Origin of the sequence: Nonomuraea sp. NPDC049400 (assembly GCF_044466425.1) — a bacterium.
In the GTDB taxonomy this organism is placed as follows: domain Bacteria; phylum Actinomycetota; class Actinomycetes; order Streptosporangiales; family Streptosporangiaceae; genus Nonomuraea.
This window is the reverse complement of sequence record NZ_JBITMP010000026.1, coordinates 16,227-31,174: the sequence shown is the minus strand read 5'-3', so window position 1 is coordinate 31,174 and position 14,948 is coordinate 16,227. Positions and strand designations below refer to the sequence as shown.

Sequence of the window (14,948 nt, the reverse complement as noted above, 5' to 3'; positions counted from 1 at the left end):
CCGAAAGGAACCCCCCATGCAGCACATCTCCCGGCGTCAGGCACTCATCGGGCTCGGTGCGCTCACCTTCGCCGTCGCCGGCTGCGGCTCGGACGAGGCCCCGAAGAAGGGCGCCGACGTGTCGGCGAACAAGGCGGGCGCGATGGCGAACTACGGCGTCAACCAGCAGTTCAAGGCCACCGAGCCGGTCTCGTTCGACGTGCTCTACAACAACCACCCGTTCTACCCGGACAAGAGCGACTGGCTGTTCTGGCAGGAGCTGACCAAGCGGACCAACGTGACGCTCAAGCCGGTGGAGGTGCCGCTCAGCGACTACGAGAAGAAGCGCGGTCTGCTGGTGGGCTCCGGCCAGGCTCCGCTCATCATCCCGAAGACCTACCACCCCGCGGAGGAGGCGTTCGTCTCCTCCGGCGCCATCCTGCCGGTCAGCGACTACTTCGACCTGATGCCCAACTTCAAGGACAAGGTCGCCAAGTGGAAGATGGAGCCGGAGCTGGACACGCTGCGCCAGGCCGACGGCCGCATCTACCTGCTGCCGGGTCTGCACGAGGAGATCTGGATCGACTACTCCCTGGCGGTGCGGACCGACATCCTGGAGAAGCACAAGCTGGAGATCCCGAAGACCTGGGACGATCTGTACACCGTGCTCAAGGCGCTGAAGAAGGAGTACCCGGACCTCTACCCGATGACCGACCGGTACGGCGTCCCCACGCCCGGCGGTAACTTGCTCAAGCTCGTCGCCCAGGCCTACGGCGCCAAGGGCGGCTGGCAGTACCAGCACGCGACCTTCGACACCGCGAGCGGCAAGTTCGTCTACACCGGCGCGATGCCGCAGTACAAGCAGGCGCTGGAGTACCTGAACAAGCTGGTGAAGGAGAAGCTGCTCGACCCGGAGAGCTTCACCCAGCAGGACGACCAGGCCAAGCAGAAGTTCAACTCCGGCAAGTCGTTCGTGATCAGCGCGAACGCGCAAGCGATCGTCAACGACTACCGCCCGACGCTGACCAAGCTCGTCCCCGGCGCCAAGGTCGCCAAGATCCCGGTGCCCATGGGTCCGATCGGCGAGTACAAGATCGACACCCGGCTCGAGAACGGCATCATGATCTCCAAGAAGGCGCTGGAGAACAAGAACTTCGTCGCCATGATGCAGTTCATCGACTGGCTCTGGTACTCCGACGCGGGCGAGGAGTTCGCCAAGTGGGGCGTCGAGGGCACGACGTACACCAAGGATGCCTCGGGTAACTACCAGCTGGCCAAGGACATCGACTTCGTCGGCCTCAACCCCGGGGCGCCCAAGCACCTGCAGAAGGACTTCGGCTTCTCCAACGGCGTCTTCGCCTACGGCGGCACCACCAAGCTGCTCAACTCGACCTTCTCCGAGGAGGAGGTGGCGTTCCAGAACGTGATGAACGCGCGCAAGCCGTACCCGATCGAGCCGCCGCACCCGTTCAACGACGAGGAGCGCGAGCAGGCCACGCTGTGGGAGACGCCGCTGAAGGACTTCGTCACCCAGCAGACGCTCAAGTTCGTGCTCGGCGAGCGCGACCTGAGCGAGTGGGACGCCTACGTCAAGGAGCTGGAGGGCAAGAACATGACCTCCTACATCAACCTCGTCAACACCGCCTACGAGCGGTTCAAGAAGGACCACGGCTGATGCAGGTTCCCCCGGAGGCCTCGGGGCGGCTGTCCGACGCCTGGCGCTTCTGCGTCGGCACCGGCCGCTTCGAGCTGGCGCTGCGCCGCGACTACCAGGATTCGCTGGCGCTGATCCAGCGGGAGATCGGCTTCCGGCACATCCGGGGGCACGGGCTGCTCAGCGACGGGGTGGGCGTCCACCAGCCGTACGAGTACGCGGGCGCGCGGCACGTGCGCCACTCGTTCACGTACGTCGACCAGGTGATCGACGCCTACCTCGAGCTCGGGATCCAGCCCTTCGTCGAGCTCGGCTTCATGCCCTCGGGGCTGGCCTCCGGCGGCCAGACCGTGTTCTGGTGGCACGGCAACGTCACCCCGCCCAGCTCCTGGCGGGAGTGGGCCGACCTGGTCAGGGCCACCGTCGCGCACCTGGTCGACCGGTACGGGCTCGACCGGGTGCGCACCTGGCCGATCGAGGTGTGGAACGAGCCCAACCTCAAGGACTTCTGGCAGGACGCCGACCAGGACGCCTACCACCGCCTGTACGAGGTGAGCGCGCACGCCGTCAAGGAGGTGGACGCCTCGCTCCAGGTCGGCGGCCCGGCCATCTCGCCCGGCTCCGACGAGTTCCTGGTGCGCTTCGCCGACTTCGTGGCCGAGCGCTCGCTGCCGATCGACTTCGTCAGCCGGCACGCGTACACCTCCGGTCCGGCCCAGCACGTGCCGTTCGGCGTCCACCAGACGCTGGCGCCCGCGGCGAAGCTGCTCGAGCAGTTCGCCACGCCGCGGCGCCAGCTCCAGGGCGGCCCGCTGGAAGGGCTGCCCGTGCACATCACGGAGTTCAACTCCTCCTACCGGCCGGACAACCCCGTCCACGACACGGCCTTCCACGCCGCCTACCTCGCCCCGGTGCTGGCCGCCGGGGGAGACCTGGTCGACTCCTTCTCCTACTGGACCTTCAGCGACATGTTCGAGGAGCAGGGGATCCCGACGTCGATCTTCCACGGCGGCTTCGGCCTGCTGACCCACCGCCAGATCAAGAAGCCCACCTATCACCTGTACGCCTTCATGGCGCGGATGGGCGACCAGGTCCTGGCCCGCGGGGACGACCACCTGGTCACCAGGGACTCCAGCGGCCGGGTCACCGTGCTGGCCTGGGCGCCCGTGGACGTGACCGGCGCGCCCCCAGTGGATGGGCATGGGGACGGGCACACCGTGCGGCTGTCCGTCCCGGTCGGGGACGCCGCCTCGGCGTTCGAGCTGCGCTCGTCGGTGAGCGAGGAGAAGGGCAACGCCTGGGCGGCCTGGTGCGAGATGGGCCGCCCCCGGTCGCCGAAGGCCCGGGAGCTCGACGTGCTGCGGGAGGCGGCCGAGCCGGTCCGCAGCCACCGCAGCCTGCCGGTCTCCGGCGGGTACGCGGACCTCGATCTCACGCTCGGCCGCCACGAGGTTACGCTGGTCGAGCTCACGCCGGTGGTGGACGAGACGCCGCCGTGGTGGAACGACGGGCGGCTGCTCGGCCTGGGCCGCCCGGATCGAGAGGAGAGCCGATGAGCGAGGTGACCGCTGCTCGGTCCGGGAGCGGCGGACCGGCGCACGAGGTGACGGCCGGGCGGCGGTTCGGCCAGGGACCGCTGTCGCGCGCCGCCACGCTGGTCTACAGCCTGCTGGTGGTCGAGGGCATGTTCCTGCTCGCGAGCGCGCCCGGCCTGCTCGCGCTCACCCTGCTCGGCGGCGACGCGAGCAACGTGCCGCTGGCCGCCGCCTGCGCGCTGCCGCTCGGCCCCGCGCTGTCCGCCGCCCTCTACGCGCTGCGCCACCGCAGCAGGGACCTGACGGACCTCCACCCGGCGGCGGCGTTCTGGCGCGGCTACAAGGCCAACGTGCGTGGCGTGCTGAAGATCTGGGTGCCCTGGCTGGCGGGCCTGGCGATCATCGGGACGAACCTGGCGAACTTCGCCGCCGCCGGCGTTCCGGGATGGTGGGCGGTGCTGCTGCTGGTCGTCGCGGTGGCGGCGATGTTGTGGGTCGCCAACGCCCTGCTGATCACGTCGCTGTTCGAGTTTCGGGCGGTGGACGTGGCGCGGCTGGCCACGTACTTCCTCATGCGCCACCCGAAGGCCGCGCTCGGCAACGCGGCCCTCTTCTTCGTGGCGGGCGGGCTCACGATGGTCGTCACCGAGCTGGTGCCGGCGCTGCTGGCCTCGGCGTTCGCCGCGGCGCTCCTGTGGAACAGCCGCCCGGTGACCGCCGAGGTCCGCGAGCGCTTCACCGCCTAGTTGCGTCGTTGTATCGCCCCGGGACCGGTCCCGGGAGCATGCCGTACCCTCAGCGGCATGCTGCCGGATGACACAGGAGAACCAGGCGTCCCTGGCGGGCGGACCCGGGCCGGCAACCGCCGGGCGAAGGCGGCGCCCGCCGGGCTTGCTGTGGCGATGGCGCTGTCGGCATGCCAGGGGTCGACGTCGGCGGTGCCGCCGTCCACGACGCCGACACCGATGCCGTCGCCCAGTGCAGTGATCAGCACAGCTGATGTGCCGCGCAGCAAGGGCATCGCCGTCACGCAGGAACAGCTGGCGAATTCCGATCCGTGCGGGCTGCTGGACACGCGATCACTCTCGAAGTTCGGCAAAGCCGACATCGAGCTCGCTTTCAGCTTCACCGAATGCGAGGCGCAGGTCGACGCCGTTGAGGGTCTGGCTGAGGTCGAGCTCGGCTTCGACTTCGGCTTGCCGCGGGAGTCCATGAAACCGACCGTCCGCGGCGGTGTCACCGTGTACGCCGACAGCGACGATCCCAACTGGTGTCAGCGCAGTGTCGTGGTGTCCCCTACGGCGACGGTCAATCTCGCCGTGGACTCCGGTGTGCCCGCCAAGGTTCGCTGCGCGATCGCGGACGCGGCGGCGAAGGCGATGGCGGCACGCCTGGCCAAGGGCTCGTTGAAGAGGGCCCAAGAGTCCCCGAACTCCCTCGCCTGGCAGGACGCATGCCGGCTGCTGGACCACAACGAGACGGCCCATGTCCCCGGCATCGACCGCACCCGGGTCCATCCGGCCTTCCGCGGACAGCATTGCACCTGGGGCGAGGAGACGGTCGACAAACCCAATGTGTTCGTCTCCTTCTCCCGGGACTTCCCGCTGAAGGTCAGGGGCACCCGCGATCGCGAGACAGTGATCGGGGGGCGCAGCGCGGTCCTTCGTCCCGAGGAAGCGGTCGACGGCCCGGATTACCGCACCATGGCCGGTTGCGGCGTCGACATCGCGCATCGGCCGCTGGATCGTCCCAGCGACCTACGGACTCTGGAGATCGTTCATGTGAGCGTCAGTTTCGACGGGCCGGAGAAGACCCGGTGCGACCTCGCCGTCGAGCTGGCCACCAAGGCGGTCAGCAGGCTCCCCAGCCCGTGAAAGTGCCCTGCATCCGTCGCCCGCGCGTGCAGCCACACTTCGTCGACGATGCCGGTGAAACAGGAGCCGGCCTAGGGGATGTGCCTTCCGTGCGCGTCGGGCACGCCTGACTTGCGGAAGAAGTAGGCGTTGACCTGGTCGCGCCACTCCTCGGCGCAGCGGAGCTGCTCGTCGAGGAGCTCACGCACCCGGGCGTACACGTCCGGGGCCACCGCGCCGGAGCCGGCGAGCTTCTCCCAGAGCAGCCGGGACTCGGCCACCTCCTCGGCGCCCGCGAAGTGGGTGTCGTAGATGTGCTGGATGACCGTCGAGCCGCTCTGCAGCACGTGCCCGTACGGGACGTGGTGGAAGAAGAGCAGCAGCTCGTCGGGGCACGTCTCGAGCGACTCGTAGATGTCCGACCACGGCTCCGGGTACTGGCCGGTGAAGCCGGTGCCGGTGGCGCGCGTGCGGTCCACGCCCACGCCGTCGCGGTCGGCGAAGTGGTACGTGCCCCACGGCGTGTACTCGTACCCGTCCACGTCCGGGCCGTAATGGTGGCCGGGACGCACCATGAAGCCGACGCCGAGCGGCGCGGTGTAGCGCTCGTACGTGCGCCACGACCCGTCCATCATGGCGTGCAGGGTGCGCCGCAGCGGCTCGCCGGGCCGCGCGAAGGTGAGGTCCATCCACTCGTCGAGGATGGCGGCAGGGTCGAGGCCCGGGTCCCAGGCGAGGCGGCCGAACGCGTACAGGTTGGCCTGCGCGAGCGGGTGGCCGGTCCAGAAGCGGTCATCGCCCACGTTGGAGACCGCGACCAGGTCGCCCGCCTCGGCGACGTCCTCGAACGCGAGGACCTCGCTCCACATCGGGGCCAGGTAGCAGACGTGCCGCTGCTGGCCGGTGTACTCCTGCGTCACCTGCAGCTCCACCGCCAGGCGGGTGCCCTGCATCTGCAGGATCACCGGGGAGACCGGCTCGCGTGGCTGGAAGTCCATGGGGCCGTGCTTGACCTGCAGGATCGCGTTGTCCAGGAACCGGCCGTCGAGCGGGGCGAAGTGGTCGTAGGCCGCGCGGGCGCGGTCGGTCGAGCGGTCGCGCCAGTCCTGCCGGTGGTTGTAGACGAAGGCCCGCCAGTGGACGACCCCGCCGAAGGGGGCCAGGGCCTCGGCGAGCATGTTCGCGCCGTCGGCGTGGGTGCGCCCGTACGCGAACGGGCCCGGCTGCCCCTCCGAGTCGGCTTTCACGACATATCCGCCGAAGTCAGGAATTGTCGCGTAGACGTGCTCGGTGGTCTCCGCCCACCACCGCCGGACCTCCTCCTCCAGCGGGTCGGCCGTGGCGAGGCCGCCGAGCTGAATGGGGGAGGCGAAGTTGACCGACAGGTGCACGCGGATCCCGTACGGGCGGAACTCGGCCGCGATGGCGGCCACCTCGCCGAGCCGGTCGGTCAGCAGGTGGGCCTCGGTGGCGTGCACGTTCACGTTGTTGATCGCGACCGCGTTGACGCCGGAGGCGGCCAGCAGCCGCGCGTAGGCCCGCACCCGGGTCAGGTCCGCGCGCAGCGCGCCGCCCGCCCAGAAGATCGACCCGCCCGCGTAGCCGCGCTCGACCTGGCCCATCACCGGGTGCACGTCGATGTTGTCCCAGTGGTCGAGCATGCGCCGCCGCATCGCGGGCCGGTGGTGCTCCACCGGCCGCTCGCCCTCGAACGCCGCCTCGCCCAGCCGTACGGCGTGGAAGAACCCGTAGAGCAGCCCGGCGGGATCGCCGCCGGCCACGGTCGTGACGCCGTCCCGCAGGGAGATCGCGTACCCGTCCGCGCCCTCGGCCTCGGACAGGGTGAGCACGAGGTCGGACGGTCCTGCGTCCGTGAGGCTGCCGCCGTACCGGGCGGCGGCCTGCGCGACCTCCTCCCGCACGGTGTCGGCGAGCGGCCCGTCCGCCTGCACGAGGGTGCGGCGGGAACCGATCGCCCTGAACGCCTCGGGCGGCAGCCACGCCGGATGGACGTCGGTCAGTTCGGGAATGCTCACGGGGCTCCTTCGGTACGGCACCGAGGGATGAATCTACCGAAACGGCCCCCGCCGCGAGCGGTCAGGGGCCGTGCGGTGCCGACAGGGTGGCGGAGATGTTGCCGACGCGGCCGAGCGGGTCGAACTCGACGAGCGCCTCGAAGCCGGGTCCCGTGAGGGTGAGCCGGTCGGGGCCGGAAGATACGCCGAGGCCGCGGCGTACGGCGTAGCTGTGCACCGCGCGCCGGTGGTCCGTCAGCAGCGGCAGGGTGAGCGCCTGCTGCAGGACGCGCATGATGCGGGCCGGCTCCGGGGCGGGCAGCTGGAACTCGGGGTGCTCGACGAGGAACGCGACCCGCGTGCCGCCGCCCGCGTCGCCGTTGTAGGCGGTCCAGTGGCCGCTCACGGCCTTGGCGGCCTCGGTGAGGATCGCCGCGGCGAAGGCGGGATCGGCGGGGGAGCCGGGCAGCGCGCCGAACGGGACCTCGGCGGAGGCCAGCTCCGCGATGCCGTACTGCTGCCCGAAGTCCCGCAGCGTCCCGGACAGTGCCGTCAGCGCCTCGGGGAAGCCGGACGGGTTGGCCCAGGCCCACAGCCACGAGTCCGGCCCCGGGGCGGCGGAGCCGAGCAGGTGGAAGCGGGTGCAGGTGATCGTGCGGCTCCCGGTGAACTCGAAGCGCTGCTCCTGCAGGTCCACGCTCCAGTTGTGCTCGCCGAGGACCTCCTCGAGGTGGAGCTGGTGCTCGAGCGAGAGGATCGCCGCGTCGTCAAGGAGGTTGGCAAGGGTGAGTGATTCCGGCATCCGGGCAGATTAGGGGGTTTCCGGGAATGCGTCTAATCGGGTGGCCGCCCGTCCCGGGGACGGGCGGCCGACCTTTCAGCGGACCCTCACCTGCGAGGCCGCCGTGCCTCCGCCGGGCGCCTCCCAGCCCGCCACCACCGCCGGGTGGGCGGCGAGGGCGCGCGTCAGGGGCACGGTCACGGTCGTGCTCCCCTTGCCGGAGACCGTGACGACGCGGCTGCCCGCAGTCCCCTGGTCATCCCGGACGAACACGTGCGCCTTCCCGGCCGCGTTCGCCCGCACCGTCACCTTCACCCCGTTCTGGCCGGCCGTGGCGGAGGTGACCCAGCCGCTCTCCGACTCCTTCGCCGCCGGACCGCCCGCGAGCGGCACATGCACCCGTACCGCCTGCTCCAGCGACTGCGGCGAGTCCAGGCTGGACAGGGCCGTGTCCGGGATCACCGGGTCGGGGACGGGCCGGTCGGCGGGCGGCCGGTAGCCGGTCAGCGTGGCGACGCCCCACCGGTACGGGTCGCCCTGCACGCCGCCCCACGTCGACCAGCCGATCCGGGTCTGGCCGGTCTTGTCCTGGGTGTCGGAGTCGTAAACCAGGATGTTCAGTCCCAAGTGGGCGGGGTCGACCGAGCCCGGCAGGACCGCCATCGGGATGGACATCTCCACCGTGTAGCCGCCCGGGGCGACCTTCGATGCCACCCGCATGCCCGGCGCGGTCTGCTCGCCCGGTCCCTGGCGGTTGTCGGCGTCCCGCTCGAAGCACGGCGGCCCCTCGGCCGTCACGGGCAGCACCGCCGCCTTGAACGTGGTCGAGGTGTTCTCGGACGTGCCGCGCGGGTCGAACGTGACCTCCACCGCGTCGGTACGCCAGTGCCGCTTGCAGTCGGCGGCCGCCAGCCGCGTGCCGAGCACGTCGTCCTTCACCTGGACCAGCAGGTAGAGGGTGTCGTCGTGCCAGGCGAGCTTGGCCGTGCCCGAGCAGTCGGCCGCCGACGAGCACGCGGTGCCCTCCCACAGGCGCGAGATGTCGAGGTCGGACCCCGGGTACTCGCCGTCGCCCGCCACGCCGTCCACGGTGGGCGAAGCCTGCGGGACGGAGGTCGCCGGGACCAGCTCGAGCGCCGGCTTGCTCACGACCGCGCCGTCCACGCTGATGGTGTACGCGTAGTCGCCGCCCTGGTTGGACGTCTTCAGCGAGGGGTCGGAGTTGGTGACGGTGAACGGCACCGTCGCCGAGGCCCCGGCCGCCAGGCCGGTGTAGGGCGCCTCCACGCGGTCCGCGGTGAACCCGGCGGGCAGGTCGACCCGCACGGTGCCGGACCTGGCCGCGTCGCTGACGTTCGTCACCACGACGCCGACCTGCCTGGAGCCGCCGGAGGGCAGCGTGAGCACGGGCGTGACGATGCCGCGCAGCTGCGGCACGCCGACCTCTGAGATCCACTTCTCGAACTGGGCGACCTGCGGGAGGAGCTGCTGCGTGGCCCGTACGGCGGGGCTGATCTCGACCTGACGGTCGGTGTACCCGCCGCCCTGCTCGGTGGTGAGCGTGGCCGAGACGCGCGCCCGCCCGCTGCCCTGGGCGGGCGTCACCGTGAACGTCGCCGTCCCCGTGCGTCCCGCGGCGAGCCTGCCCAGGTCGCCCGAGCCGCTGACCTGCCAGCCCTCGGGGAGGCCCAGCCTCACCGACGACCGGCCCAGCGGCTCGCGCGCGGGCGCGGTCGCGGTGACCTTGACGGTGAACGGCGTTCCAGGCCGCACGTCGAACGTGCTGGTGCTCAGGCCGAACGAGGTGCCGAGCGGGACCGTCCCCGAAGCCCTCGTCAGGGCCCCGTCGAGGATCGCCGTGGGCGCCGCGGCCGCCGCGCTGCCGGGCGCGGGGAACGGCACCCGCGAGTCCACCTGCGTGAAGAAGTCGCAGCCCAGCTGGTTGGGGTCCGACGGCACGTCGGGGAAGACGGCCCAGCCCTGGGAGGCGTACGTGCGCTGTGCCTCGCGCTCGACGGCCGCCCACGTCTTGCCCTGTGCCTGGGAGGCCCGTCCGCCCCACACGCCGTACACGTTCTGCGCGGGGTTGGCGGGACGGAAGGTCGAGGCGCAGGACGGGCCGGTCTGCGAGGTGCCGCGACCGCCGCCGAGCAGCAGCCGGGCGGGCGCGAACGGCTTGAGCCCCTCACGGGTGATCTGCTCGGGGAACACTTTGGGGTCGGCCGCCGCGTAGAACGCCTGCACGGCCAGCCGCGCCGCCTGCTGGTGGTTGCCGTGGTTGCCGGGAGAGGGCGCCGGGTCCATGGTCAGGATCACCTCGGGCCGGGTCTGCCGGACCACCCGCACGACCTTCTCCAGGGTGTCCGCGCCCCAGATCTGGTCGGTCAGCGATGCGCTCACCGTGTAGTAGAAGTCGACGTCGTCGAGGTTGAACACCTCGCGCACGCCCGCCTTGCCGACGGCCGAGCGCTCCTCGGCCTCGCGCAGCAGCCCGAGCGCCGGGCCCTCCTCGGGCCCGACCGCGTTGCCGCCGCCCTCGCCCCGGGTGACGGTGACGACGCCGGTGCGGACGTCGTGGTCTTCCTTCCACTGGCCGAGCGTGGACAGGCTGAACGCCTCGTCGTCGGGGTGCGCGCCGACGAACAGCGCGTCGAGGTCCACGGGCGAATCGGCGGAGGCTGCGGACGGTACGGCGGGTAAGACGGCGAGCGCGACCGTGGCGGCCAGCACCAGCGACAGGCGTTTACGCATGGAACCTCCGGAAAGAGCGGCTACTCGCGGACTGCCCCCTGGAGCAGCCCGCGGACGAAGTGGCGCTGAAGGAACAGGTAGAAGATCACCACCGGGGTCGCGACGATGACCGACCCGGCGGCGAGCAGGGTGAAGCCGGAGGTGTACTGGCCCTGGAAGAAGGCCAGGCCCAGCGGCGCGGTCCGCAGCGACTCGCTGGTCACCATGATCAGCGGGATGAGGAACTCGTTCCACGTCCACATGAAGATCAGCACGGTCAGCGTGACGACGGCGGGCCGGGCGGGCGGCACCAGCACCTGCCACAGGATGCGCCAGGTCGAGGCGCCGTCGATGCGGGCGGCCTCCACGATCGCGCGGCTGGAGGCGCGGAAGTACGCCCGCATCCAGAACGTGCCGAACGCCACCGACAGCGCCACCTGCGGCAGCGCCACCGACCAGAACGTGTCGATCATCCCGAGCGAGCGCAGGTCGAAGTAGAGCGGCACCGCGATGGCCTCGCTCGGCATCATGATCCCGAGCATGAACAGGTAGAACAGCACCGACTGGCCGCGGAAGCGCATGGTGCCGAACGCGTACCCGCTCATGATCGACAGCACCACGCTCACGACCACGACGAACGACGACACCGCCAGGCTGCTGCGCAGGTACGTGCCGAAGTGGCCGATCTCCCAGGCCGCCGTGAAGTTGCCCAGCCCGGACGTGCCGCCGCTGTCGGCGGGGCCGAGCGCGGCGGACAGGATCGTCACGATGGGGAAGAGCGCGAACGCGGCGAACACCGACAGGATGACGTAGTTGGCCACCCGCTCACCGCGCGAGATCACGAGACCCTCCTGTCCGCGAACCGGTTGATCCCGAACGAGATCACGAAGATGACCACCGTGAGCGTGACGCCGACGGCCGCCGCCGAGCCGATCTGGCTGAGCCCGAAGGCCCGGTGGTAGACCTCGTACGACGGCACCGACGTGGAGTCGCCTGGCCCGCCCCGCGTCGTGACGTACACCAGGTCGAACGTGCGCAGCGCGGCGATCACCGTCAGCGTCAGCGCGACCGCGATCTCCCCGCGCACTGACGGCAGCGTGACCGCGAAGAACTCCCTGACCGCGCCCGCGCCGTCCAGCCGCGCGGCCTCGTACAGCTCGCCGGGGATGCGGCTCATCCCGGCCAGCAGCAGCACGGTCACCAGGCCGGTCTCGAACCAGGTGCCGACCACGCCGACCGCCGGCAGCGCGAACGTGTAGTCGCCCAGCCAGCCCCTGGTCAGCGAGTCGAGCCCGAGCGCGCCGAGCAGCCCGTTGAGCGTGCCGTCCGGCGCGTAGACGCGCCGCCAGGCCACGGCCACCACGACCATGGCCACCACCTGCGGCAGGAACACGACCGTGCGGAAGAAGCCGAGGCCGCGCACCTTGGCGTGGTTGAGTATCGCGGCCAGCCCCAGCCCGATGACCAGCGGCCCGGCCGCGTAGAACACGATCAGCACCAGCGCGTGGCCGAACGCCGCCCGCAGCCCCTCGTCGGCGACGATCGCGACGTAGTTGTCCAGGCCGACCCAGCGGCCGAGCGACAGCCCGTCCCAGTCGTACAGCGACAGCTGCACCGCGCGCCCGATCGGGTAGAGCAGGAAGACCGCGTAGACGGCGAACGCCGGAAGCAGGTAGAGGTAGGCGACGCGGCGCGGCTCTCCGGGAGGCCGTGCCATGCTCACCCGTTGCTCTCGGCGAACGTCTTGTAGTCCTTCTCCAGCGTGGCCAGGAACTCCTGCGGGCTCTGCTTCTTGGCCAGCAGGTCCTGCAGCGCCGCGCCCAGCGTGTCGGCGAACGTCGGGGTCGCGTAGTCGAGGTACGGCACCAGCCCGTCCTTCGCCGTCACCGTGCCGAACGCGGTGAAGACGTCCTGCTGCGGCCCCGCCGGGACGCTCTGCTGCGCCGTGTCGGCGACGGGCAGGTTGCCGGTGGTGGTGAGCACCTTCATCGCGTCGGCGCTGGTGATGAAGTCGATGTACGCCGCCGCCGCGTCGGGGTGTGGGCTCTTGGCCGTGATCGCGAACGGCAGCCCGGTCCCGCCGGTCGCGACGGGCGGCGCGTCGGCCGTGGCGCCCGGCGGCAGCATGAAGCCCAGGTCCTTGCCCAAGGACTTCTGCAGGTCGGCGAGGAGCCAGGTGCCCGCGATCAGGAAGACGCCCTGGCCCTTGCCGAACGCCTGCCACGCCGGGTCGTAGCCCTGGCCGTTGAAGCCCTTGTTGAAGTAGCCCTTGTCGACCCAGCCGACGAGTTCCTCGGCGGCCTTGGTGTTCTCCGGCGTGTTCCACGAGGCGCCCTTGCGGCCGAAGGCCAGCGTGCTGATCTGGTCCTTCGGCACGCCGCGGCTCTGCACCGTGCCGAACACGTGGATGGCCGGCCACTTGTCGAGGTTGCCCAGCTGCATCGGCACCTCGCCGGCGGTCTTGGCCTTGGCCAGCGCGGCCTCGAACTCGGCCCACGTCTTCGGCGGCTGCAGGCCGAGCTTGGTCAGCTTGGCCTTGTTGTAGAAGACGCCGACGACCTCGCCGACCTGCGGCAGGCCGTACAGGTTGCCCTCGCCGAACACCTTGCCGTCGGCGCTGTAGCTCGAATAGCGCAGCACCGACTGCGGGTAGCGCTTCTTCCATCCGTACGCCTCGGCGTAGGCGTCCAGCGGGCGGAGCTGCCCGGCCTTGACGAAGGCGCCCATCGAGGAGCGCCCGTTGTTGGCCTCCACGACGTCGGGCGGCTCGTTGCCGCTCAACGCCAGGCGCAGGGTGGTGTTGAGGTCGTCGAAGGAGCGGCTCACCCGGTTGAGCTTGATGTTGGGGTATTTGGCCTGGAAGGCGTCGTTGAGTTGCTTCATCTGGGCGGCCTGACCGCCGCGTACCTCCTGGTCCCAGACCGTGAGCGTGACGTTGCCGAGGCTCGGGGCGTCGGTGCGTACCGTCGAGAGCGGGGTCGCGGCGGGGCCGGGCGGGGCGGAGGAGCCGGGGGCGCACGCGGCGAGGGCGAGGGAGCCGGCGGCGAGCACGGCGAGCGCCCGGAGTGGGGGGTTCATGGTGTTACTCCTTCTGCGCAGGCACGCGGGGCGTGCCGGGGTCCTCGTCCTCGGGCCGGTCCGGCCGGGCCGCGGAGGGCTGAGGGCCGACGTCGGCGTACCGGGCGATGGTGGCGGCGGCGCGGCGCACGGCGCCCACCGGGAGGGCGGGCACCAGCTTGTCGAGGAAGGCGTAGCGGCGGGCCAGCGAGCTGCCGTAGGCGCCGGCGTGGTCGGCCGAGTCGCGCACCTCGTGCCACCAGTCGGCGATGTCGCCCCAGCCGGGCGCGGCCAGCGAGCCGCCGAACTGCTGCACCGCCAGCGCCGCGCAGAGCTGCGCGAACGCCAGCCGGTCGGCCAGCGGCCAGCGGCACAGCGTGCCGAGCACGAAGCCCGCGCCGAAGACGTCGCCCGCGCCGGTCGGGTCGAGCGCCGTCACCCGCGGAGCGGGCACGAACGCCTCCTCGCCCGACGCGGAGTCGATGGCCATGGCGCCGTTGGCGCCGTCGGTCACCACCGCGACGGGCACCTTGTCGGCGATCGCGTAGAGGGCGTCGCGCGGGGTGTCGGCGCCGGTGTAGGCCATCGCCTCGACCGCGTTGGGCATGAACGCGTGGCAGAGCGCGAGCTGGTCGAGCAGGGACCGCGACCACAGTCCCGAGGGATCCCAGCCCACGTCGGCGAAGATGAGGGCGCCGTCGCGGCGGGCCAGCTCCGCCCAGTTGGACGGACTGTCGGGGGAGTCGAGCGGGTCCTCGGTGGAGAGCGGCACGATCACCGCCTTGGAACGGGGCGGCGTGCCGATCATCTCGGACGCCGCCATGGGAGCCGGGTGGCCGTGCGTCACCATGCTGCGGTCGCGCTCGACCGCCATGGAGACGGTCACCGGCGAGTGCCAGTGCTCGAAGCGCCGCGATCTGGACAGGTCGACCGACTCCTGCTCCTCCAGCGTGCGCCAGCAGAAGTCGCCGTAGTCGTCGTCGCCGAACGCGGCCGCGAGCGAGGTGCGCAGCCCCAGCCGGCTGGTCGCGATGGCGAGGTTGGCGATGCCGCCGGGGCACGAACCCATGCCCTCGGCCCAGATCTCGGTGCCGGCCGCGGGCATCGCGGGCAGGCCGGTGAAGATGATGTCAAGAAAGACCGTGCCCGCCAGGAAGACGTCGAACTGCGGCCCTTCTGGGGTGCGCTCGTCGGCGAGAGGGTCGTAGGCCTGCATGGACACGGGATGAATCCTCCCCGACACGAATCGAGATGTGCGCAATCTTGCACGTTTGCTCGCACACTTCAAGTCTTCCCTGGGAGTTTCTGGTCAAAGATGCATACTCCTGCGCGAATCTGACTGAT

At 71.0% G+C, this 14,948-nt stretch carries 11 protein-coding genes; 4 read left to right on the top strand and 7 right to left on the bottom strand.

What is annotated here, in order from left to right; genetic code table 11:
* Window positions 1-16: 16 nt before the first annotated feature.
* From ACIBVN_RS34280 to ACIBVN_RS34265, 4 genes are all read left to right on the top strand, one after another.
* Window positions 17-1,654, top strand: coding sequence for an extracellular solute-binding protein (locus tag ACIBVN_RS34280; protein ID WP_397143579.1), 1,638 nt, complete (start codon window positions 17-19; stop codon window positions 1,652-1,654).
* Window positions 1,654-3,189, top strand: coding sequence for a hypothetical protein (locus ACIBVN_RS34275; protein WP_397143577.1), 1,536 nt, complete (start codon window positions 1,654-1,656; stop codon window positions 3,187-3,189). Before ACIBVN_RS34280 ends, ACIBVN_RS34275 begins: the two co-directional genes overlap by 1 nt.
* Window positions 3,186-3,914 (top strand): hypothetical protein, encoded by a 729-nt coding sequence (locus tag ACIBVN_RS34270; protein WP_397143575.1) that lies wholly within the window; start codon window positions 3,186-3,188, stop codon window positions 3,912-3,914. The genes ACIBVN_RS34275 and ACIBVN_RS34270 overlap by 4 nt, the downstream gene beginning before the upstream one ends.
* 156 nt (window positions 3,915-4,070) lie before the next feature.
* Window positions 4,071-5,042, top strand: a complete 972-nt coding sequence (locus ACIBVN_RS34265; RefSeq protein ID WP_397143573.1) for a hypothetical protein — start codon at window positions 4,071-4,073, stop codon at window positions 5,040-5,042.
* 71 nt (window positions 5,043-5,113) lie between these two features.
* On the opposite strand, the gene ACIBVN_RS34260 is transcribed toward ACIBVN_RS34265, so the two are convergent.
* The 7 genes from ACIBVN_RS34260 to ACIBVN_RS34230 form a co-directional block, all read right to left on the bottom strand.
* Window positions 5,114-7,057 (bottom strand): alpha-glucuronidase, encoded by a 1,944-nt coding sequence (locus ACIBVN_RS34260; RefSeq protein WP_397143571.1) that lies wholly within the window; start codon window positions 7,055-7,057, stop codon window positions 5,114-5,116.
* A gap of 61 nt (window positions 7,058-7,118) precedes the next feature.
* Window positions 7,119-7,838 carry a DUF6882 domain-containing protein gene (locus ACIBVN_RS34255; protein WP_397143569.1) on the bottom strand — a complete coding sequence of 240 codons (720 nt, stop codon included), beginning with the start codon at window positions 7,836-7,838 and terminating at the stop codon, window positions 7,119-7,121.
* A 75-nt stretch (window positions 7,839-7,913) separates the two neighbouring features.
* Window positions 7,914-10,568, bottom strand: coding sequence for a sugar-binding protein (locus ACIBVN_RS34250; RefSeq protein WP_397143567.1), 2,655 nt, complete (start codon window positions 10,566-10,568; stop codon window positions 7,914-7,916).
* A 20-nt stretch (window positions 10,569-10,588) separates the two neighbouring features.
* On the bottom strand, window positions 10,589-11,389 hold the full coding sequence (locus tag ACIBVN_RS34245; RefSeq protein ID WP_397143565.1) for a carbohydrate ABC transporter permease: 801 nt from the start codon (window positions 11,387-11,389) through the stop codon (window positions 10,589-10,591).
* Complete coding sequence (locus ACIBVN_RS34240) at window positions 11,386-12,264, bottom strand: carbohydrate ABC transporter permease (RefSeq protein WP_397143563.1); 879 nt, start codon at window positions 12,262-12,264, stop codon at window positions 11,386-11,388. Before ACIBVN_RS34240 ends, ACIBVN_RS34245 begins: the two co-directional genes overlap by 4 nt.
* A gap of 2 nt (window positions 12,265-12,266) precedes the next feature.
* Complete coding sequence (locus ACIBVN_RS34235; protein ID WP_397143561.1) at window positions 12,267-13,625, bottom strand: extracellular solute-binding protein; 1,359 nt, start codon at window positions 13,623-13,625, stop codon at window positions 12,267-12,269.
* A 4-nt stretch (window positions 13,626-13,629) separates the two neighbouring features.
* Window positions 13,630-14,820 (bottom strand): carbohydrate kinase family protein, encoded by a 1,191-nt coding sequence (locus tag ACIBVN_RS34230; protein WP_397143779.1) that lies wholly within the window; start codon window positions 14,818-14,820, stop codon window positions 13,630-13,632.
* Window positions 14,821-14,948: the final 128 nt, after the last annotated feature.